Below are 20368 nucleotides of genomic sequence, written 5' to 3'. Positions count from 1 at the left end.
CGTCAGCGGCGCCAGCGGTCACGCACCAGCTTCGCCGCCAGGTGCAGCGGTCCGTCCCGGTCGCCCACGTAACATCGGGGAATCGCGTACACCCCGCTGTGGGCACCGGGGCTGACCGCGCAGCCGTACGCGTAGCCGGCCAGCTCCACCGCCTCCACCGCGGCGGTGTCGAGCGAACCGTACGGGTAGCAGAACCCCTCCACCGGCCGCCCCGTGAGGTCCTCCAGTACCTTGCGGCTGTCCGCGACCTGGGCCGTCAGGTCCCGCGCGCCCAGGCCCGCCAGCCGGCGGTGCGTCAGCCCGTGCGAGCCGATCTCCATCCCGGCCGCGGCGGCCTCCTCGACCTGGCCGGCGGTCATCAGCGGCTTGCGCGGCCCCTGCTCGTCCCAGTCGTTCGATCCGCCCAGCCGGTCGGCCACCACGTAGACCGTCGCCGTGAAGCCGTGGTCCGCCAACGCGGGCATGGCCTCCTCCACGAAGTCGCGGTACCCGTCGTCGAAGCTGAGCCCCACCAGGCCCGCCGCGCGCCCCTCCCGGTGGGCGCGCATCAGGACCCCCACCGACACCCCGCGCAGCCCGCTCACGGAAAGCCAGCGCAACTGCCGGCGGAAGCGCGCCGGATCGACGGTGATCAGATAGGGGTCGTCGACCGCCGACGCCACCGAGTGGTACATCAGCGTCCACGGGAATCGTCCCGCTCCGGCGCCGGCTGTCCTTTCCGGACTACTACGGGGTCGAATGATGTGCATTTTCCGCTCCAGCCGTCCGGCGGCACCGAAGTGCAGATGGCCCTCAAGGAAACTGCATTCTGACAGCGCCGACCCCGACTGCCCTTCACGCCAGGCGCCTCCGCCCCATTTCACCCGTATGCCGACCCCGGCCGCCTCCGTCAGAAGCTCCGCCCCACGACACCGGGAGCCCGTGTGACCCCGAACGACCATCCTCCTTCTCGTACGGCCTGTTCCACCGCCGGCCACGCCCCGCACCAGTCGTCCACGGACATCGCGGACCGCTGGATCCGGACCGCCGGCCTTCTCTGCACCAACGGGGTGGTCAGGCGCGTGGCTTCGCCTCGACGACGGGTTTCAGACGGCGATCGGGAGGGTCTCGATCCAGCAGGCCGCGACCTCGGGCGCGATCATGGCCCGGGCGTCTTCCGCGTCGGCCTCGGTGAGGAAGACGCCGGCACCCGAAACATCTGCTCCGTCGCGTCGGTCGACGCGTGTCATGACGACGTAGACGTGGCGGTAGCGCTCCCGGCGGACCGGGCCGTCCTCGGTGGTGCTCAGAGCGGTGACCAGTTCCTGCACGGAGGCGAGGTTGAAGCTGGGGCCGGCGCTGAACAACGGCCGGCTCGGCCAGCGAGGCCTTCCGGCGTCGACGTCGATGAAGAAGCTCTGCCGAGTGGGCGGCAGGACGCCCTCGTGCCAGCCGACGGCCATGGCCACGACGTAGTCGGTCTCGCCCTTGCTCTCCAACACGAAGACTCGGTCATCGCGGGAGAAACGAACGCTGCGGTAGCCGGTTCGAACGCCTTCGGCCTCCTGGGCCGTTGCGCATCGGATGACCAAACCGTCGTAGAAGTCCCGGATCTTCAAGACTGCGGCGGGTTTGAACAGCACGTCGATCGTGGTGTTGGCCGGGTCACCAGGGCGATCCAGGTCCGCGTGGCTGCGAAACAGCAGCTGGCCGTGGCTGTCGGCGTAGGCGCAGAGCTCGAACCTGCGGCCGCTCCTGAAGAGTTCCGCGCCCGGCTGCAGCCCGGACTGGGCATTGAACCACTCCTTGGTCGTCATGCGGGCAACGCTGTCGGTCGTCTTTGCCGCTCGTCAAGCTCAGACTCCTGAACCGCCCCGGCAGCGCCGACTTCCCCGACGCCCGTCCGGCTGTCGAGGCGGCGGCGAAGGCGTCCTCCGGTGCGCTGCCCGGCCCGGGAGAGCTGCCACTCGGCGCGAGGAGGGCGCGGCCGGGCTGTGCGGCGGAGGGCGGTCCGCGGCGACGGAGGCGAAGTCCCGGGGCCAGGCCGGGCGGAGGCGCCGAGCAACTCCATGCACAGATCCCCCGGCCTGCCCCCGGCACTACACTTCCGGCATGCTCAAAGCTGACCGCACCTCCCGGATCCTCGCGCACCTCACCGAGGCGGGCAGCGCCGACGTGCACGAGCTGGCCGGGCTCCTGCGGGTGTCCCCGGCCACCGTCCGCCGGGACCTCCAGGACCTCCACGACCAGGGCCTGCTGCAGCGCACCCGGGGCGGGGCGGTCACCGGCGCCGTCAACCTCGAACTGCCGCTGCGCCACAAGCACGGCACGCGACAGGCGGAGAAGCGCCGGATCGCGCTGGTGGCCGACCGCCTGGTGCCGGACGGCGCGGTCGTGGGACTGACCGGCGGCACGACCACGAGCGAGCTGGCCCGCGTCCTGGCCGAGCGCGGCGGGATCACCATCGTGACCAACGCCGTCAACATCGCGGCCGAGCTGATCGTCCGTCCGGACGTCCGCCTGGTGGTGGTCGGCGGCATCGCCCGCACCACCAGCTACGAGCTGGTGGGCCCGGCCGCCGACCGGATGCTCGCGCAGTACCACCTCGACCTCGCGTTCATCGGCGTGGACGGACTGACCGCCCACGAGGGCTGCACCACGCACGACGAGATGGAGGCCCAGACCGACCGCGCGTTCCTGCGCAGCAGCGCGCGCTCGGTCGTCCTGGCCGACAGCAGCAAGATCGGCCGGGTCACCTTCGCCCGGATCTGCCCGCTCTCCGAGGTCCACGAGCTGGTCACCGACACCGGGGCCGGCCCGGACCAGGAGGAGTCGATCGCCGCCTGCGGGGTGCGGGTCCTGCGCGCCTGAGGCCGGCGCGCCCCGACGCCCGCGGCGCGCCCGGCGCCCACCCCGCCCGGCCGGAGGCCCCCGGCCGGGCTTTTCCGTGCACCACCGTTGACATGAACTCCTTCACGCAGCAAGCTCGTTCAAATCTGCTGGAAAACATCTCGCTTCAAGCAGCTCTGATCACACGATCAAGCGCCTACGAAAGCGGTCACCGCGGTGGACAAACGGATACCGGCCCTCCTCACGGCCTGCGCCCTCGGCGCCCTCACCCTCACCTCCTGCGGCGGCGCAGGCAGTGGCGGCAGCGGTACCGACGCCGACGGCGCGGTGACGCTCAGACTGGTCGCCGCCGACTACGGCGACAAGGAGTCCAACAGCTCGAAGGCCTACTGGAACGGCGTCGCCGCCGCCTTCACCGCGGCCAACCCCGGCATCAGGGTCGATGTCCGGGTGGTGAACTGGAACGACATCGACCAGCAGGTCAAGACGATGATCCAGAGCGGCAACGTGCCGGACGTCCTCCAGACCGGCGGCTTCGCCGACAAGGTCGCCGACGACCTCCTCTACCGGGCCGAGGAGGTGCTCTCACCCGCCACCCGGGCCGACCTCATCGACGGCTTCGCCGAGGCAGGACGGGTCTCCGGCGTCCAGTACGGCATCCCGTTCGTCTCCTCCACCCGCGCGCTGTTCTACAACAAGGCGGTCCTCCAGCAGGCCGGCATCACCCAACCTCCCACCACCTGGGAGGAGTTGCGCGAGGACGCCGAACGGATCAAGGCCGCGGTGCCCGGTGTCACCCCGTACGCGCTGCCGCTCGGCCCGGAGGAGGCCCAGGGCGAGAGCATGCTCTGGGAGCTCGGCAACGGCGGCGGCCCCACCGGAGCCGACGGCCGGTACGCGCTGAACAGCCAGGCCGACATCGACACCTTCGGCTGGCTCAGGGCCAACCTGGTCGACCCCGGCCTGACCTACCCCAACCCGGCCACCACCGACCGCAGGACCGCCTTCGCCGACTTCGCCGCGGGCAAGGCCGCCATGCTCAACGGCCACCCGTCGCTGATCCGGATGGCCCAGGCGGGCAAGGTCGACTACGGCGTCGTCCCCGTCCCCGGCAGGGCCGGCCCGCTCACCGCCACGCTCGGCGTGGCGGACTGGACGATGGCCTTCAAGAAGAACGGCCACCGCGACCAGATCAGGAAGTTCCTCGACTTCGCCTACGCCAAGGAGAACCTGCTCGCGTTCGACGAGACCTACAACCTGATGCCCGTCACCCGGAGCACCCTGCGCGAGATGACCGCCGACGGCCGGCACCAGGACCTCGAACCCTTCTTCGCCCTGCTGCCGCACGCCGTCTTCTACCCCGTCGGCGACACCGCCTGGGACGCGGTCTCGGCCGAGATCAAGCGGAGCATCGGCAGTGCCGTCTCGGGCGATCCGGCCAGGGTGCTCGGCGACCTCCAGAAGAAGGCCCAGGACGCCGTCGCCAACACGTAGCGGCCCCCACCGCCTGAACGCCGTCCCGCGAAAGGCACCCCGTGACTCCCGACTCCTCCGCCCCGCTCGGCCGACGGGCCCCGCTCGGCCGGCGAGCCCTGCGCGGCCTGCGAGCCCCGCGCGGCCGACGGGCCCCGCTCGGCCGGCTCGGCCCGCTGCCGTGGATCGGCCCGGCCGTCCTGCTGATCCTCGCCGTCGTCGTGTGGCCGGTGTACGAGATGGTCCGCGCGTCGTTCCTGCGCATCAGCAGCAGCGGCTTCGTCCGCGGCTCCGCCGGACCGGACAAGTACCGCAAGCTGTTCGGCGAGTCCGGCCTCGGCCACGTCCTGCTCGCCACGGCGGGCTGGACGACCGCCGTGGTCGGCCTGACCATGCTGCTCTCGCTCGGCCTGGCCCAGCTGTTCGACCAGCGCTTCCCCGGCCGCCGTTACGTCCGCTGGGCCCTGATCGCCCCCTGGGCGGCGTCCGTGCTGATGACCGCCATCGGCTTCCGGTGGATGCTCGACCGGACCGCCGGCGTGCTCAACACCGCCATGACGGACCTCGGCCTGGTCGACGGGCCCCGGGACTGGCTCGGCGACCCTTCGACGGCCTGGCCCTGGATGGTGTTCGTGGCCGTCTTCGTCTCCCTGCCGTTCACCACCTACACCCTGCTCGCCGGTCTGCGGACCGTCCCCGCGGAGGTGTACGAGGCAGCCCGGGTGGACGGCGCCTCGCCGTGGCAGGCCTACCGGCGGATCACCCTGCCGCTGCTGCGCCCGGCCTTCCTGGTGGGCGTCGTCATCAACCTGATCAACGTCTTCAACTCCTTCCCCGTCATCTGGGGCATGACCCAGGGCGGCCCGAGCAGCGACACCGCCACCACCACGGTGTTCATGTACCAGCTGAAGAGCACCGACCTCGGCGAGTCCGCGGCCCTGTCGGTGGCCAACTTCGCGCTGGTCCTGCTGATGGTCCTGGTCTTCCTCAAGGTCAGCCGCTGGAACCGGGAGGAGGGATGAGCGCCCGGCGCGGCGGTCGCCGGTTCCGGCCGCGCACCCTCGCCCTCGCGGGCGCCGCCTGGCTGCTGGCCGCGGTCTTCCTGCTCCCGTACCTGGAGATGGCCGTCACCGCGCTGCGCCCGGCCGACGAACTGCGCGACGCCAGCTACCTGCCGCGGCACTTCGCCTGGTCCAACTTCGTCGGCGTCTGGCGCGAGTCCACTCTGGGCGGCAACCTGAAGGTCACCCTGCTGGTCGCCGGCGGGTCCACCGTCCTGGCGCTGCTGGTCGCCCTGCCTGCCGCGTACTACACCGCCCGGTTCCGGTACCGGGGCCGCAGGCTCTTCCTGCTGCTCGTCCTGGTCACCCAGATGTTCCAGCCGACCTCGCTGCTGGTGGGCCTCTACCGCGAGTTCCACCGCCTCGGCATGCTCAACTCGGTCTGGACGCTGGTCCTCTGCAACGCCGCCTTCAACCTGGCCTTCGCCGTCTGGATCCTGACCGCCTACATCGCCGCCATCCCGGTGGAGCTGGAGGAGGCCGCGCTGCTCGACGGGCTCGGGCGGCTGGGCGCGCTGCGGCGGGTCGTCCTGCCGCTGGCGCTGCCCGGCGTGGTCACGGCGGTGATCTTCACCTTCATCTCCGCCTGGAACGAGTTCGTGATGGGCCTGACCCTCTCCACCGACCCGACGAGCCAGCCGCTCACCGTCGGGATCAACAGCTTCATCGGCAACTACACCGTGCAGTGGAACTACCTGTTCGCCGGCTCGGTCGTCGCGATCGTGCCGGTCGTGGTGCTGTTCGCGCTGATCGAGCGGCACGTGGTCTCCGGACTCACCGCCGGTTCGGTCAAGTAGCCGACCGCGCCCGCGAGTCGACCGTCCCGCCAGCCCACCGAAGGGGCCCGCCCGATGACTTCCCACCCGCCCGCCGACTCCTCGGCCCCGCCCTCCCGCACCGCCGCCGGCACCGCCGGCACTGCCGACACCGTCGCGTCGCCCTCCCGCACCGCTCCCCACACCGCCGCGTCGCCCTCCCACACCGCCACCGAGATCGCCTCGCAGCCCGACTGCTGGCGCCGTGCCGCCGACGCGCTGCCCCGGCACGGCGCAGCGCTGCCCCGCCGCGGCGAGCGGGTCGCCGTCGTCGGCTGCGGCACCTCCTGGTTCGTGGCCCAGGCCTACGCGGCCCTGCGCGAGAGCGGCGGCCACGGGGCGACGGACGCGTTCGCCGCCTCGGAGTTCCCGCCGGGGCGCGACTACGACCGGATCCTGGCGGTCTCCCGCTCCGGCACCACGACCGAGGTCCTCGACCTGCTCGGCCACGCCCGCGGGGCGGGGGTGCCCACCACCGCCCTCACCGCCGACGGTGCCGCCCCGGTCACCGCGCTCGCCGACACCGTCGCGGTGCTGGACTTCGCCGACGAGCGCTCGGTGGTGCAGACCCGCTTCGCCACCAGCGTGCTCGCGCTGCTGCGCGCCCACCTGGAGGCCGAGGACGCGCGGCCGGACGGCGTCCGCCCGCTGGAGCACGCGGTGCGGGACGCCGGACGGGCGGTCGCGGCGCCGCTCCCCGCCGGCCTCCTCGACGCCGGGCAGTTCACCTTCCTCGGGCGCGGCTGGACGTACGGGCTGGCGCTGGAGGCCGGGTTGAAGATGCGTGAGGCGGCCGGCGCCTGGACGGAGGCCTACCCGGCGATGGAGTACCGGCACGGGCCGATCAGCATCGCCGAACCGGGCCGGGTGGCCTGGGTGTTCGGCCCGCCGCCCACCGGCCTCGCCGAGGACGTCACCCGGGCCGGAGCCCTCCTGGTCGCCGGCTCCGGTGACGCGGCCGAGGACCTGGACCCGCTGGCCGACCTCGTCCGGGCGCAGCGGCTGGCCGTCGCGCTGGCCGCATCGCGCGGCTGCGACCCGGACCGGCCGCGCCACCTCACCCGGTCGGTCGTCCTCGACGGCCGCCACCGGGCCTGACCGTTGCCGCCCGACCTCGCCGTCACCACCCGCGCCCGAACGCCCGCCTTCCCCGTGGAGGAACGCCGTGCCGCTCACCCCGACCGCCGAGATCGTCCGGGCCGCCGCCGAACGGGGCGTCGGCGCAGGTGCGTTCAACGTCGTGCAGCTCGAACACGCCCAGGCGATCGTCGCCGGGGCGCAGGCCGCCGGACGCCCGGTGATCCTCCAGATCAGCCAGAACACCGTCCGCTACCACGGCGCCCTGGGCCCGATCGCCCTCGCCACGCTCGCCGTCGCCCGCGCGGCGAGCGTCCCGGTGGCCGTCCACCTCGACCACGCCGACTCCCCCGAGCTGGTGCGCGAGGCCGTCGGCCTGGGCCTCGGCTCGGTGATGTTCGACGGCTCCGCGCTGCCGTACGAGGAGAACCTCGCCGCGACCCGGGAGGTCGTGGCCGGCTGCCACGGGCAGGGCGTCCAGGTGGAGGCGGAGCTCGGCGAGATCGGCGGCAAGGACGGCGCCCACGCGCCAGGGGTGCGCACCGACCCCGGCCAGGCACGGGAGTTCGTCGCCGCCACGTCGGTCGACGCGCTGGCGGTGGCCGTGGGCAGCTCGCACGCGATGGTCTCCCGCGACGCCGTCCTCGACCTCGCGCTGATCGCGCGGCTGCGCGACGCCGTACCCGTCCCGCTGGTGCTGCACGGCTCCTCCGGCGTCGACGACACCGGCCTGGCCGACGCCGTCCGGGCGGGCATGACGAAGATCAACATCTCCACCCGGCTCAACGCGGTCTTCACCCGGGCCGTCCGCGACCACCTGGGCGCCGACCCCGGGGCCGTCGACACCCGCCGCTACCTCTCGCGCGCCCGGGAGGCCGTCGCCGCCGAGGTCGCCCACCTGCTGCTGGTGCTCTCGCCGTAGCCGTAGCCGTCCCCTTGCCTTCCCCTTCGCAACGTCGTCCTCGCACGTCGCCCTGGCCCGTCCCCCCTGCCACGCCCCCTGCCACGCTCCCGAACCGCTCCCCCAGCCGACAGGAGAACACCGTGCGCCCACCCCGACCGCACCTGCGCCGGACGGCCCTCGCCGCGGCCCTGACCAGCCTGGCCGCCGTGGCCGGGCCCGTCCTCCCGGCGCGCGCCGCCCCCGGCTCCGCCGTCCTCGACGCCGGCCACCCGCGCGTCAGCTGGCAGAGCCCCACGTTCGCCAAGGGCACGCTCGGCGGCGCCGCCTCCTGCCCGTCGGCCGCCCAGGACCCGGACGGCACGGTCTGCGGCCGCTTCGACCTGACCGTCGACGTGCCGGACGGCTACTGGGCCGACAACCCCGAGGGCGGCGTCCCGGTCTCCGTCCAGTGGCAGAACCCGACGGACGACTTCGACCTCTACGTGTACGACGACGCCGGCCGGAAGGTCGCCGAGAGCGCGGGCACCGCCGACCCGGAGGCCGCCGTGATCCCGAACGCCACCGGCACCTACCACGTCCTGGTCGTCCCCTACGACGTCCACGGCGGCTCCTTCACCGTCCGTGCCCACCTGCCGCAGACCGCCGACGCGGGCGACCTCACCTCCTTCTCCGGCTCCCTGGGCAGCTACGACATCGCCGCTGGCCCCCTCAGGGCCAGGGTCGACTTCCTCGCCGACGGCCAACTGCGCCTGCGCGCCGCCCCGGACGGCGTCCTCACCGACCCGGCCGGCACCACCATCGTCCGCAAGCAGCCCGAACTCCGGCGGGACACCAGCACGTTCGACGCCGGCGACTACTACGGCATCCGCTCCGGGGACCAGGTGCTGCGGGTCTACAAGCACCCGCTGCGGTTCGGCCTCTACCGGGGCGACGACCGCACCGCCGTCTGGCAGGAGGACGCCCCGCTGCGCTGGTCCACCAACGGCATGCGGCAGAGCCTGGTCCGCGGCGCGGACGAGCAGTTCTTCGGCGGCGGCGAGCAGAACGGCTCCTTCTCGCACCGGGACCGGACCGTCCACGTCGCCAACAGCTTCGACTGGAACGAGGGCGGCTACAACAACTCCCAGCCGTTCTACGTCTCCACCGCCGGCTACGGCGTCTTCCGCAACACCTTCGCCCCGGGGGCGTACGACTTCGGCTCGCCCGTCCGCACCGGCCAGCAGGAACGACGCCTGGACGCCTACTACTTCACCGGCGACGTCAAGTCCGTGATCGGCCAGTACACCGGCCTGGTCGGCAGGCCCTTCATGCCGCCCGTGTACGGCCTTGAACCCGGCGACTCCGACTGCTACCTGCACAACGCCAACCGCGGCGAGCGCCACACCGCGGACGCCGTCAAGGTCGCCGACGACTACGTGCGGAACCGGATGCCGCTCGGCTGGATGCTGGTCAACGACGGGTACGGCTGCGGCTACGAGGACCTGCCGCAGACCGGCGAGGGCCTGCGCGGGGACCACGCCCAGCTCGGCCTCTGGACCCAGAACGGCCTGCCCAACCAGACCGAGGAGGTCACGGCAGGGGTCCGGGTGCGCAAGCTCGACGTCGCCTGGGTCGGCAACGGCTACGACTTCGCGCTGAACGCCTGCGACCAGGCCAAGGCCGGCATCGAGGACAACAGCGACGCCCGGGGCTTCGTCTGGCTGCCCGTCTCCTGGGCCGGCGCCCAGCGCTGCGGCGTGCTCTGGAGCGGTGACCAGAGCCTGTCCTGGGACTACATCCGCTGGCAGATCCCCACCTACGCCGGCGCCACCATGTCCGGCATCGCCTACAACACCGGCGACATCGGCTCCATCTACCGCCGCGACCCGAAGATGTACACCCGCGACCTCCAGTGGAAGGCCTTCCTCCCGGCCGTCATGACCATGGACGGCTGGGCCAGGGACATGTCCGGCAAGGAGCAGCGCGACCAGCAGCCCTGGCTGGACGGCGAGCCGTACACCTCGATCAACCGCAGGTACCTCCAGCTGAAGGAGCGGCTGCTGCCGTACATGTACACCCTGTCCGCCGAGGCGACGAGGACCGGCATCGGCGCGGTGCGCCCGCTCGCGCTGGAGTACCCGCACGACCCGGCCGCCCTCGGCCCGAACGCGAGGTACGAGTTCCTGGCCGGGCCCGACTTCCTGGTCGCCCCGGTCTACTCCGACACCTCGGTGCGCGACGGCATCCACCTGCCCGAGGGCACCTGGACCGACTACTGGACGGGGCGCACCTACCAGGGCCCGACCACGATCGACGGCTACTCCGCGCCGCTCGACACCCTGCCGCTGTTCGTCAGGGGCGGCGCGATCATCCCGATGTGGCCGCAGGGCACGCTGTCCTGGCAGACCCGGGACCGCGGCGAACTCGACTACGACCTCTACCCGCAGGCCCGGGGCGACTCCTCGTACACCCTCTACGAGGACGACGGCGTCACCCGGCAGTTCGCCGCCGGCTCCTCGGCCACCCAGCGGGTCGACGTCCACTCCGGCGGCCCGGTCACCGTCGTCGAGGTCGGGCCCAGCGTGGGGAGTTACGCCGGCAAGCCGACCTCCCGGGCGTACCGCCTCACGGTGCACGGGCGGCCCGCCCCGCGCCAGGTGGTCTCCCAGGGCGGCCCGCTCCCCCGGCTCGCCTCGGCCGCCGCGCTGGACTCCGCCGCCACGGGCTGGTACCACGACGCGGCGACGGGCGTCACGCAGGTCAAGACGCCGGACCAGCCCACCGACCGGGGCTTCTCCGTCGGGCTGATCCACGGCGGGCGCTGACCGGCCCGTCGCCCCGGGGCTCCCCGCAGGAGGGCACCGTGCCCCACCGGACCCGCCGCGGCCGGACCGTCCGTCCGGTTGCGGCGCGCTCGGGGCCGGTGCTCTCCTGCTGGTGTCGGGCAGTACGAGGGTCCCTGCAAGCCCCGAGGCTCCGGCTCCCCGGGCGAAAGCGATGGCACCGATGGCACCGACGGCACCGACCGCCCCGACGGCCGAGCGATCCACCGTCCGCACCGTGACGTACGACCTGCTGCGCACGCTCGGGCTCACCACCGTGTTCGGGAACCCGGGCTCCACCGAGGAGCCCTTCCTCCAGGACTTCCCCGCGGACTTCCGCTACGTCCTGGCCCTCCAGGAGGCCTCCGCCATCACCATGGCCGACGCCTTCGCCCAGGTCACCGGCCGGCCCGCGCTGGTCAACCTGCACTCCTCGGCCGGCACCGGCAACGCGATGGGCAACCTGGTGGCGGCGTACCACGCGAACACGCCCCTCGTCGTGACCTCCGGCCAGCAGCACCGGCACATGCTGATCGGCGAGCCGTACCTCGCCAACCGCGAGGCCACCCTGCTGCCGCAGCCCTGGGTGAAGTGGTCCTACGAGCCGGCCCGCGCCGAGGACGTTCCCGAGGCCCTCATGCGCGCCTACGCCGAGGCGCTCCAGCCGCCCGCCGGCCCGGTCTACCTGTCGATCCCGCTGGACGACTGGAAGCGGCCGCTGTCCGGCTTCACCCGGGTGCGGACGGTGAGCAGCCTGGTCGCTCCCGACCCCGGGCGACTGCGGGCCTTCGCCGAACGCTTCTCCACCGCCCGGCGGCCCGCGCTGGTCTTCGGGCCCGAGGTCGATCGCAGCGGCGGCTGGGACGCGGCGGTCGCCCTGGCCGAGAAGCTGCGCAGCGCGGTCTACGGCGCCCCGCTGGCGGAGCGCACCTCCTTCCCCGAGGACCATCCGCTCTACGCAGGCCCGCTGGGCCTGTCGGTGCGGGCCGTCGGCGAACGGCTGGCCGGGCACGACCTGGTCGTCGTGGTCGGCGCGGAGGTGTTCCGCTACTACCCGTACGTCCCCGGTGACCACCTGCCCGCGGGCACCGTCCTGCTCCAGATCACCGGCGACCCGCGGGCCGCCGCAGCGGCGCGGGTCGGCGACAGCCTGCTCGGAGACCCCCGGCTGGCGCTGGAAGGCCTGCTGGACCTGGTCGAGGACGGCTCGGCCCGCACCGCGCCGGAGCCGATGGCGCGCCCGCGGGAGCTGCCGTCCGCCCCGACCCTCCCGCTCCCCCCGCCCGCGGTCTACGCCGCGCTGAGCCGGGTCCGCCCGCCGGAGGCCGTCATCGTCAACGAGTCGACCTCGACCATGGCCGAGCAGCTCGCCTGGCTGCCCACCACCCGCCCCGGGTCCTTCTTCGCCACGGCCAGCGGAGGGATCGGCTGGGCCCTGCCGGCGGCGGTGGGGGTGGCGCTGGCCGACCGGGAGCGCGGGGTGCGGCGCCCGGTGGTCGGCCTGATCGGCGACGGCTCCTTCCAGTACTCCGTGCAGGCCCTCTACACGGCCGCCCGGCACCGCCTCCCGGTCGTCTACGTGGTCATGCGCAACCACGAGTACGCGATCCTCAAGTCGTTCGCCCGGCTGGAGCGGACCCCTGGGGTCCCCGGACTCGACCTGCCCGGCCTGGACATCGCCTCGCTGGCCCGCGGCTTCGGCTGCCGCGCCGTCGACGTCCGGACGACCGAGGAGCTGGAACGGGAGTTCACGGCGGCGCTGGACGGCGACGCCCCCACCGTCATCGTCGTCCCCACCCGGCCCCAGCCGGTCGCCTTCTAGGACGCGCGCAGGAACGGACCGGCCCCGCCCCGGCCCGTCAGCGACCTCGGACGCACGGAGCGGATGCCCGCGGGCCCCGCCCGCCCGCCGCACCCCCGGGTCTCGCGGTGAACTCCGGCCACCCGCACCACAGTTGGCCGGCCTCCGGGAAGCCCGCCTACCGCACGGGCCGCCGCACCTTGTGGGCGGCGATCAGGTCGCGGTACCAGGCGTACGAGGCCCGTGGGGTGCGGCGCTGCGTCGCGAAGTCGACGTGGACGAGGCCGAAGCGCTGGTGATAGCCCTCGGCCCACTCGAAGTTGTCGAGCAGGGACCAGGTGTAGTAGCCGCGGACGTCGATGCCCTCGGCGGTGGCGCGGGCGAGGGCGTCGAGATGGGCGGCGAGGTAGTCGATGCGGGGCTGGTCGGGGTCGGTGGACTCGGTGACGGAGCAGCCGTTCTCGGTGACGGTGATCGGCGGCAGGGCCTTGCCGTAGGTGTCGCGGAGGTCGAGCAGGAGGCGGGTGAGGGCGTCGGGGACGACGGGCCAGCCGAAGGCGGTGTGAGGGACGTCGGGGATGTCGAGGAGGGCGAAGGGCAGGCCGGGGTCGGTGGGGGCGGCGACGCGGGTGGGGTTGTAGAAGTTGAGGCCGAGGCCGTCCAGGCCGGGGGCGTGGATGAGGTCGAGGTCGCCGGCGCGCACGGCGCCGAAGATGTCGTCGGGCACGCCGAGGGCGGCGAGGTCGGGGTAGCGGCCGAGCAGGACGGGGTCGGTGAACAGCCGGTTGTGGAGCGCGTCGTAGGCCTGGGCGGCGCCCGCGTCGGCGGCGGAGTCGGAGGCAGGCTCGACGGGGGTGAGGTTGTTGGAGAGCATCGCCGCCAGGCCGCGGTCGTGGAGGACGGTGGCGGCCAGGCCGTGGGCGAGCAGCTGGTGGTGGGCGGCCGGGAGGGCCTCGAACATCAGGGTGCGGCCGGGGGCGTGGGTGCCCAGGGCGTAGCCGAAGACGGTGTGGACGAAGGGCTCGTTGAGGGTGATCCAGGTGGGGATCCGGTCGCCGAGCCGCTCGGTGACGGTCGCGGCGTAGTCGGCGAAGCGGTGGGCGGTGTCGCGGTTCAGCCAGCCGCCGCCGTCTTCCAGGGCCTGGGGGAGGTCCCAGTGGAAGAGGGTGGGCAGCGGGGCGATGCCGGCGTCGAGGAGGGCGTCCACGAGGCGGTCGTAGAAGGCGAGCCCGGCCGGGTTGACGGCGCCGCCGCCGGCGGGCAGGACGCGGGGCCAGGAGACCGAGAAGCGGTAGCCGTCCAGCCCGAGGCCCTTCATCAGGGCGATGTCCTCGGGGTACCGGTGGTAGTGGTCGCAGGCCACCGCACCCGTGTGCCCGTCGCGGACGGCGCCGGGCCGGGCGCAGAAGGTGTCCCAGACGGACGGCCCGCGGCCGTCCTCCGCCACCGCCCCCTCGATCTGGTACGCGGCGGTGGCGGCACCCCAGCGGAAGTCCGCCGGCAGGTCGAAGCGGTCCGGCATGACAGCCTCCTGACGAGAACGTGAGGAGGACTCATGTTACCGACGCCCCGCCGGAAGGCCAGACGGCGGTACGGACGCCGCCCGGCGATCCCCAGCCGGCCGGCAGCCGCTCCGGGAGGCGATTTGCGGAGAGTGGGCCCGATGATCGTCGCGCGGGTCGTCCAGGACACGGGCGGCGCCGTGGTGCCCCTCGCCTTCGGCATCGTCCGCGACGAGCTGCCCGTCTGGCTGGTGGCCCTCCTGCTCGCCGTCAGCGAGGGCCGGAGACGGGGCGGGGGCTCCCTGCGGATCATGGGCCTGTGCACGACCGCCGTGGTCTTCGCCGGTTCGAGGGCCTCGACCACACCGTCCACGTGCTCTTCGACGACTTCTGCGATGCGAACGATCCGCTGCCCCGGCTGGGGCAGCGCCTTCGCGGCGACGAGGAGGTCGAGCTGATGGCGCGTCTCGGGGCCGCCTACGGCGCGGTACCGGACTCGCTCGGCGCCGCGGCCCGCGACGAGGCGCACCCGGACTCGCCCGGCCGGCCTGCCGTGGTCGTTGCGGCAGGCCGGCCGGCCCAGGTGCTGGTGGCCAACGACCCGCGGGCGTTGAGCGCGTTGCACGACGCCGGCCGCTCGGCACCGGTCCGGTCATGTCGAGGACGGCAGACCGGCACGTCGATTCATGGCCGCAACCGGATGCCCTGGGCCGCCGCGGTTGTCCTCGCGGTCGCGACAGCGGCACTCGCAGGCCGTCGTCCACGGCCCCGACCGCTCCCGGCGCCCGCCTCCGGCGAGACGGCCGTCGGTCCGGGGCGGCGGCGCGTCAGGGGTTGCCGGGGCTGCGGCCGTGGCGCGGGCAGGCACGGGTCCGGCGGGAGCCGGTGCCCGTGGGCGGTACGGCGCGCGGCGGCCGGGCGGGCGGCACTCGGGTGCACGGTGCGCGGCGGTGGCCGGGCGCACGGCGGCCGACCTGAATCGGCCGGATCGGAGGGGGCCCGGTGTCGGCGATCGACACCGGCAGCACCGCCGTGGTGTCCTCCACGGCACGGTTGCCGATCCGGCGGCCACGGCGCCGGTCCGGGGAGGGCCGGCCCCGCCGGCTCAGGAGCGCACCGGCGGCGGGAGGTGCCGCTCGCGGGCGGGCGGGGGGAAGGCGACCGGCCCGGTGTCGGCGGGGACGGTGCCGGCGCGGACGGGCAGGCCGCCCTCGACGGCGTACATGGCCTCGTCGAAGGCCTGCCCGTCGGCCGGAGCCCGGCCGACCGCGAAGACCGCCACCGCCCTGCCGTGCAGGACGGAGGTGGAGAGGTAGTCGCCGACCATGGCGCCCCCGGCGGTGGCGGCGATCCGGGAGAGCGGCATCGGGCCGGCGACCGTCCGGGGCGCGCTCCAGGTGGCGCCGCCGTCGGTGGAGGAGACGAAGCCGACCGCCAGGCGGCAGGTGGCGTCGGTGCAGTCGGCGTTCGGATAGAAGTAGTAGTACAGCCCGAGTCCGGCGGTGCGCCCGGCGGTGGTGGGGTCGACGCCGAGGCCGGGGAGGAAGTGGTCCGCCCCGCTGGTGGTGGCGTCGATCGGCACCCTGGTCACGGCGGACCAGGCGGTGCCGTCCGTCGAGGTCGCGTAGACGATGTCGTTGGCGGGGCAGCCGGCGCGGAACCGGCAGTCCTGCCAGGCGACGAAGACCCTTCCGGCGGCGTCGATCTCGGCCGAGGGCAGGCCCTCGCCGTCCCGCAGGCCGCCCGCGACCTCGTGTGCCACGACGTCGGCGACCAGCAGCGTGGAGCCCCAGGAGCGGCCCCCGTCGGCGGAGGTGAAGGAGCGGATCGCGGTGGTATCGGCCGAGTAGGGGACCACGACCCGGCCGTCGGGCCGCACCAGCGGCTGCCCGCCGAGGCCGAGGGCGCCGGACGGCCCGGTCGGAGCCGACCAGGTGGCGCCGCCGTCCCGGGAGGCCGACATGACGATCAGGTTGTCGGCGGTGGGGACGTCGACCTCGATGTAGCAGGTGCCGAAGTACGGGCTGGTCGGCGCGTTGTCGCAGACGATCCACTCCTTGTCGTAGCCCTGGCCGTCGAAGCCGACCGCCCGCACGGGGCTCCGCCAGTCCAGGCCGTCGGCGGAACGGCTGACCGTCACCCCGGCGGCGCCGTCGGCGGGCACGTCGATGACCAGGCCGGTGATCATCCAGGTGCCGTGCTTGGCGTCGTACGCGACCGACGGGTCCGAGACCCGGGCCCAGCCGCCGCCCCGATGGGGAGTGATGCCGGGCAGGATGCCGCCCTGCCAACTGGCGCCGCCGTCCAGCGAGGTGCTCCAGCCGAGGTCGGCCGCACCGCCGTCGGTGAACCGCCCGACCTGGGAGGACGTCACGACCGTGCCGCCGTACGCGAAGGTGTCGGGCTCCACCGCGGTGGCGTGCTGACCGACCGCGTCGGCGAACGGGTCGGCGCTCACCCGCACCAGCCGCGGCCCTTCGCCGTTGACGGTCAGGGTGAAGACGGCCGTGCGGGTGGCGGAGGGCCCGGTGCCGGTGACGGTGATCGGGTAGCTGCCGGTCGGGGTGGACGCGGCGGTGGAGACGGTGAGCGCGGCCGGGGAGCCGACCGGGGCGGAGGCCGGGCCGAAGACCGCGGTGGCGCCCACCGGGAGGCCGGCCGCCGAGAACCGGACGGTCTGGGCCGGGCCGGCGGTGACGGCCGTCGTGACGGTGGTGGTCACGGACGAACCGGCGTCCACGATCGCCGCGGCGGGGCGCTCGGCGAGCGAGAAGTCGGCCCCGGCCGAGGCGGAGGTGGAGCCGGAGCCGAAGCCGGAGACGGAGACGGAGACGGAGCCGACGGAGACGGTGGCCCGGGCCTCGTGGGGGCGTGGGGGCGCGGCGGCGGCCGGTCCGGTGGTCCAGGCCGCGCCGGCCAGGGCGAGGGCGGCGGCCGCGACTGCGGCGAGGGGGCGCCGCCGGGAGGTGCGGGGGGTGCGGGTGCGCGGGTGCTTCATGCGAAGCTCCTTGGCGTGGGGGGTGGCGGTGCGGATGGCGCGGGGCGGCCGCGGCCCGGGGCACGGCGGCCTGCCCGGCGGGGGCGTGGCTCGCGAGGGCACGACGACGTCGGGGCTTCGAGGGGGAGGTTCCGTCGCCCGCCGGGGAGCAGGTCGGAGCAGGTCGGAGCAGGTCACCGCAGGCTGGAACGGGCCCGAACGGCTCGGCGCAGGCGGAGGGCACTCACGCACAGTGCGCGGGTGCTCACACGTCGGAAGTGTGAGCTTGGCCATGGCATCGCACAAGACGTACGACCACATCCCGACAAGAGGCAGGGCCGACCCTCGTTTCACCCGGGCTCGACGCCGCGGGGCGGCGCCGCCGACCGGATCGGCGACACCGCCCCGGTAAGGTCAACTCCTCTCATGCCAAACGGAGTTCAGGAGAGGTCGCGCACCTTCCGGATCGGCCCTGCGGCCAGGATCGCCGGGCCGAGCAGGCTGCCCGCCGCCAGCAGGAGCAGCGCCGTCCTCGACCCCCAGGCCGTGGAGGCGGCGCCGGCCAGCAGCGCGCCGACCGGGATGGCGCCCCAGGAGACGAACCGGACGGTGGCCATCACCCGGGGGAGCAGCTCCGGCGGGGTGTGGGTCTGCCGGTGGGTGCGGGCGACGATGGTGGTGACCACGACGCCCGCCGAGAAGCCCGCGTTGCCGAGCGCGAAGACCAGCACCGCCCAGCCGGAGCCGGCCATCGGGAGCAGGAAGGTGAAGAGCGCGGCGGCCAGGGCGGCCCACCGCAGGGCGCCTCCGCTGCCGATCCGGGAGACCACCCGGGGCGTCAGGGCGGCGCCGACCAGGCTGCCCAGGCCGCCGGTGGCCATCAGGGCGCCGACGGCGGCGGCCCGGGCGCCGAGGGTGGCGACCAGGAACACCGGAGTGAGCGTCATCAGCCCGCCCGCGACGAGGTTGACGGCAGCGGCGTAGGCCGCGCACGGTCCGGTCACCGGGTGGCGGGTGACGTGCTGCCAGCCCTCGCGGATCTGCTCCCGCATCCCGGCGCCGGCGGGCCGCCCGGCGGGGCGCCGCGTACGCGGCAGGCTGCGCAGCAGGGCCGCCGAGACCAGGTAGCTGGCCGCGTCCAGCACCATGGCGCCCGCGCCGCCGACGAGTTGGACGAGGACCCCGCCGAGCGAGGGGCCGGCCAGCTCGGTCGCGGCGCTACAGCCCGAGAGCAGGCTGTTGCGGGCGGTCAGCTCCTCCCTGGGGACGATCGAGGGCAGGAAGGTGGAGTTGCCGACGTCGAAGACCACGCCCGCCAACCCGACCAGCAGCGCGACCGCCACCAGCTGCGGCAGGCCGAGTACGCCGAGGGCGGCCGCCAGCGGGACGGAGGCCACCGCCAGCCCGCGCAGCAGGTCCATCACCACCTGGGTGCCGCGCAGCGGGAGCCGGTGCACCAGCACGCCGGCCGGCAGTCCGAGCACCAGCCAGGCCAGGTACCCGGCGCCGGTGACCAGACCGACCTGCCAGGCCGTGGCGTGCAGGGCGAGCACGGCGACGAGCGGCAGGGCCACCACCGTCACCTGGTCGCCGAGCCGGCTGACCAGCGATCCGGTCCAGTACCGCCAGAACACCCCGGCGGATGACCGGCGTTGCTCCCGATCCGCCTCGTACCCGGCGCCGCGGTCCGCCGCGACCTCGGTCCGCGGCGCCACGCCCGCCGCCCCCGCGGCCGCCGCTGTCCCCTCCCCCGCGGCCACCGCCGTCCCGTCCCCCGCGGTCACCGCCTCCGCCCTCGGCGCTTCCGCCCTCGTCACGTTCGCCGCCGTCGTCGTCGCATCCACTGCGGGCCCACCCCTTCCGTCGCGACCGGCCCCACCCGTCCGCCGGGACGGCTGTATCCGACCCGCGGGCGTCGACCGGTCGAACGGCGCGCTCTCGGGCCGGGCGCCATCCGCACCGTCCGTGGGGTCCTCTGATCCGGTGATCGGTTCGGCGGGATCGGCGGAGACGACCTCGCCCTGCCCGGCGGGCTCCGCGCACGCTGACGACAGGCCGTCGACGGCCCCGCCCGACGCACCGGGCGTCCGCACAGTCGCCCGGGTCTGACGTGCCCCTGCCCAACCCACCCGACTCCCACACCCCGGGTGCCAAACGCGCCACGGCCGTCCCACCGTGACCCGGCCGGTCGGCCCGGCGCCCCGCGCACCTGGCCGGATCCCGCCGCACCCGGACCCGCCGCACCGCTCCCCCAGCCCCCGACGGCGGGCCCGACGGCGGGCCCGACGCAGGACGCGGGGAGAGCCGACCGGAGGCCAGCGTTCCAGATTTGTGACGTGCCCCTGTCTAGTTCGTTCCCGTCCTGGTGTGGTGGGATGAGCCCACGGGGACGAACCGCTGACGGGGGTGTGTGCTGGTGCGGAGTGGATGGCTGCGGGAGCTGGACGGGGACGCGGTGCGCCTGGCGGCCGTGGGGCTGGTGCGGCTGGGGGCTCAGGAGCGGCTGGGCGCGGCGGACGGGGGGTCGCCGGCCTGGACGGGCGGGCTGCGGGCGGCTTCGTTCGCCGACGCCTGGCTGGCGTTCGGCGACGCCCCCTCGGGCGGCCTGCGGGTGCCCGCGCCGACGGTGCTGCGGGCCGTGGTCGCCCGGGCGGCGGAGCTGGTGCTGCGCTCCTGCCGGGAGGACGGGCCGGCGGCGCTGGAGTGGCTCGGGCAGCGCTCGGCGGAGGCCCGCGAGCAGGCGCGGCGGGAGGGCGCCGCGCACCCGGCCGAGCCCTGCGCGCTCACCCTGGTGTGGCACGGGGTCCAGGCGCTGACCGCCGAGGACGGGACGGGCCACGACCACCGGATCGAGGAGCGCGCCGAGGCCTACGTCCGGGAGCAGCACCGGCGCCAGGACACCCTGGCCCTGGTGCTGTGCTGCACCCGGATCGCCGCGGCGGCGCTGGTGGAGCTGTGCGAGGGCGATCCGGAGCGGGTGGCCGGCCGGCTGGAGCAGGACGCGGCGCGGTCCATGCCGCGCGCCGGCCGGGTGCCGCTGTGGGTGCCGGGCCGCCCGGCCCTGCCGGCGGGCTGAGCACCCCGGCGCCGGCGGCAGGACGTACCGTACGGCTCGCCGCCGCACGTGC

Annotated in this window: 15 protein-coding genes; 10 read left to right on the top strand and 5 right to left on the bottom strand. The window is 74.5% G+C overall.

Going from position 1 to position 20368, the window contains the following annotated elements; genetic code table 11:
* Positions 1–2 precede the first annotated feature (2 nt).
* Positions 3–674 carry a polysaccharide deacetylase family protein gene (locus ACH5AR_RS19835; RefSeq protein WP_396302725.1) on the bottom strand — a complete coding sequence of 224 codons (672 nt, stop codon included), beginning with the start codon at positions 672–674 and terminating at the stop codon, positions 3–5.
* Between the two features lie 411 nt (positions 675–1085).
* A complete protein-coding gene (locus ACH5AR_RS19830) occupies positions 1086–1796 on the bottom strand; it encodes a hypothetical protein (RefSeq protein ID WP_396302724.1) in 711 nt (236 codons plus the stop codon).
* A gap of 295 nt (positions 1797–2091) precedes the next feature.
* On the opposite strand from ACH5AR_RS19830, the gene ACH5AR_RS19825 reads away from it, so the two are divergent.
* From ACH5AR_RS19825 to mdlC, 8 genes are all read left to right on the top strand, one after another.
* On the top strand, positions 2092–2850 hold the full coding sequence (locus tag ACH5AR_RS19825; protein WP_396302723.1) for a DeoR/GlpR family DNA-binding transcription regulator: 759 nt from the start codon (positions 2092–2094) through the stop codon (positions 2848–2850).
* A gap of 195 nt (positions 2851–3045) precedes the next feature.
* Positions 3046–4323, top strand: a complete 1278-nt coding sequence (locus ACH5AR_RS19820; RefSeq protein ID WP_396302722.1) for an extracellular solute-binding protein — start codon at positions 3046–3048, stop codon at positions 4321–4323.
* A 98-nt stretch (positions 4324–4421) separates the two neighbouring features.
* Positions 4422–5324 carry a carbohydrate ABC transporter permease gene (locus ACH5AR_RS19815; RefSeq protein ID WP_396302750.1) on the top strand — a complete coding sequence of 301 codons (903 nt, stop codon included), beginning with the start codon at positions 4422–4424 and terminating at the stop codon, positions 5322–5324.
* Positions 5321–6160, top strand: coding sequence for a carbohydrate ABC transporter permease (locus ACH5AR_RS19810; protein ID WP_396302721.1), 840 nt, complete (start codon positions 5321–5323; stop codon positions 6158–6160). Before ACH5AR_RS19815 ends, ACH5AR_RS19810 begins: the two co-directional genes overlap by 4 nt.
* 54 nt (positions 6161–6214) lie before the next feature.
* Entirely contained in the window at positions 6215–7276 is a 1062-nt protein-coding gene (locus ACH5AR_RS19805; protein WP_396302720.1) for an SIS domain-containing protein, read from the top strand.
* A gap of 67 nt (positions 7277–7343) precedes the next feature.
* Complete coding sequence (locus ACH5AR_RS19800; RefSeq protein WP_396302719.1) at positions 7344–8177, top strand: ketose-bisphosphate aldolase; 834 nt, start codon at positions 7344–7346, stop codon at positions 8175–8177.
* A gap of 122 nt (positions 8178–8299) precedes the next feature.
* Positions 8300–10963 carry a TIM-barrel domain-containing protein gene (locus ACH5AR_RS19795; protein WP_396302718.1) on the top strand — a complete coding sequence of 888 codons (2664 nt, stop codon included), beginning with the start codon at positions 8300–8302 and terminating at the stop codon, positions 10961–10963.
* A gap of 181 nt (positions 10964–11144) precedes the next feature.
* A complete protein-coding gene (gene mdlC / locus ACH5AR_RS19790) occupies positions 11145–12782 on the top strand; it encodes a benzoylformate decarboxylase (protein ID WP_396302717.1) in 1638 nt (545 codons plus the stop codon).
* 157 nt (positions 12783–12939) lie between these two features.
* On the opposite strand, the gene ACH5AR_RS19785 is transcribed toward mdlC, so the two are convergent.
* Complete coding sequence (locus tag ACH5AR_RS19785; protein WP_396302716.1) at positions 12940–14283, bottom strand: GH1 family beta-glucosidase; 1344 nt, start codon at positions 14281–14283, stop codon at positions 12940–12942.
* A 141-nt stretch (positions 14284–14424) separates the two neighbouring features.
* Between ACH5AR_RS19785 and ACH5AR_RS19780 the strand changes: the two genes are divergently transcribed.
* Positions 14425–14721, top strand: a complete 297-nt coding sequence (locus ACH5AR_RS19780; RefSeq protein ID WP_396302715.1) for a hypothetical protein — start codon at positions 14425–14427, stop codon at positions 14719–14721.
* 647 nt (positions 14722–15368) lie between these two features.
* On the opposite strand, the gene ACH5AR_RS19775 is transcribed toward ACH5AR_RS19780, so the two are convergent.
* Together ACH5AR_RS19775 and ACH5AR_RS19770 are read right to left on the bottom strand one after the other, a co-directional pair.
* Positions 15369–17261 carry a sialidase family protein gene (locus ACH5AR_RS19775; RefSeq protein WP_396302714.1) on the bottom strand — a complete coding sequence of 631 codons (1893 nt, stop codon included), beginning with the start codon at positions 17259–17261 and terminating at the stop codon, positions 15369–15371.
* 419 nt (positions 17262–17680) lie between these two features.
* Positions 17681–19057 (bottom strand): MFS transporter, encoded by a 1377-nt coding sequence (locus ACH5AR_RS19770; protein ID WP_396302713.1) that lies wholly within the window; start codon positions 19055–19057, stop codon positions 17681–17683.
* 599 nt (positions 19058–19656) lie between these two features.
* Between ACH5AR_RS19770 and ACH5AR_RS19765 the strand changes: the two genes are divergently transcribed.
* Complete coding sequence (locus ACH5AR_RS19765) at positions 19657–20316, top strand: hypothetical protein (protein WP_396302712.1); 660 nt, start codon at positions 19657–19659, stop codon at positions 20314–20316.
* Positions 20317–20368: the final 52 nt, after the last annotated feature.

This window comes from Kitasatospora sp. NPDC018619 (assembly GCF_044391605.1).
Classification (GTDB): Bacteria; Actinomycetota; Actinomycetes; order Streptomycetales; family Streptomycetaceae; genus Kitasatospora.
The sequence above is the reverse complement of the archived record's forward strand: the minus strand, read 5'-3'. Positions and strand labels throughout refer to the sequence as shown.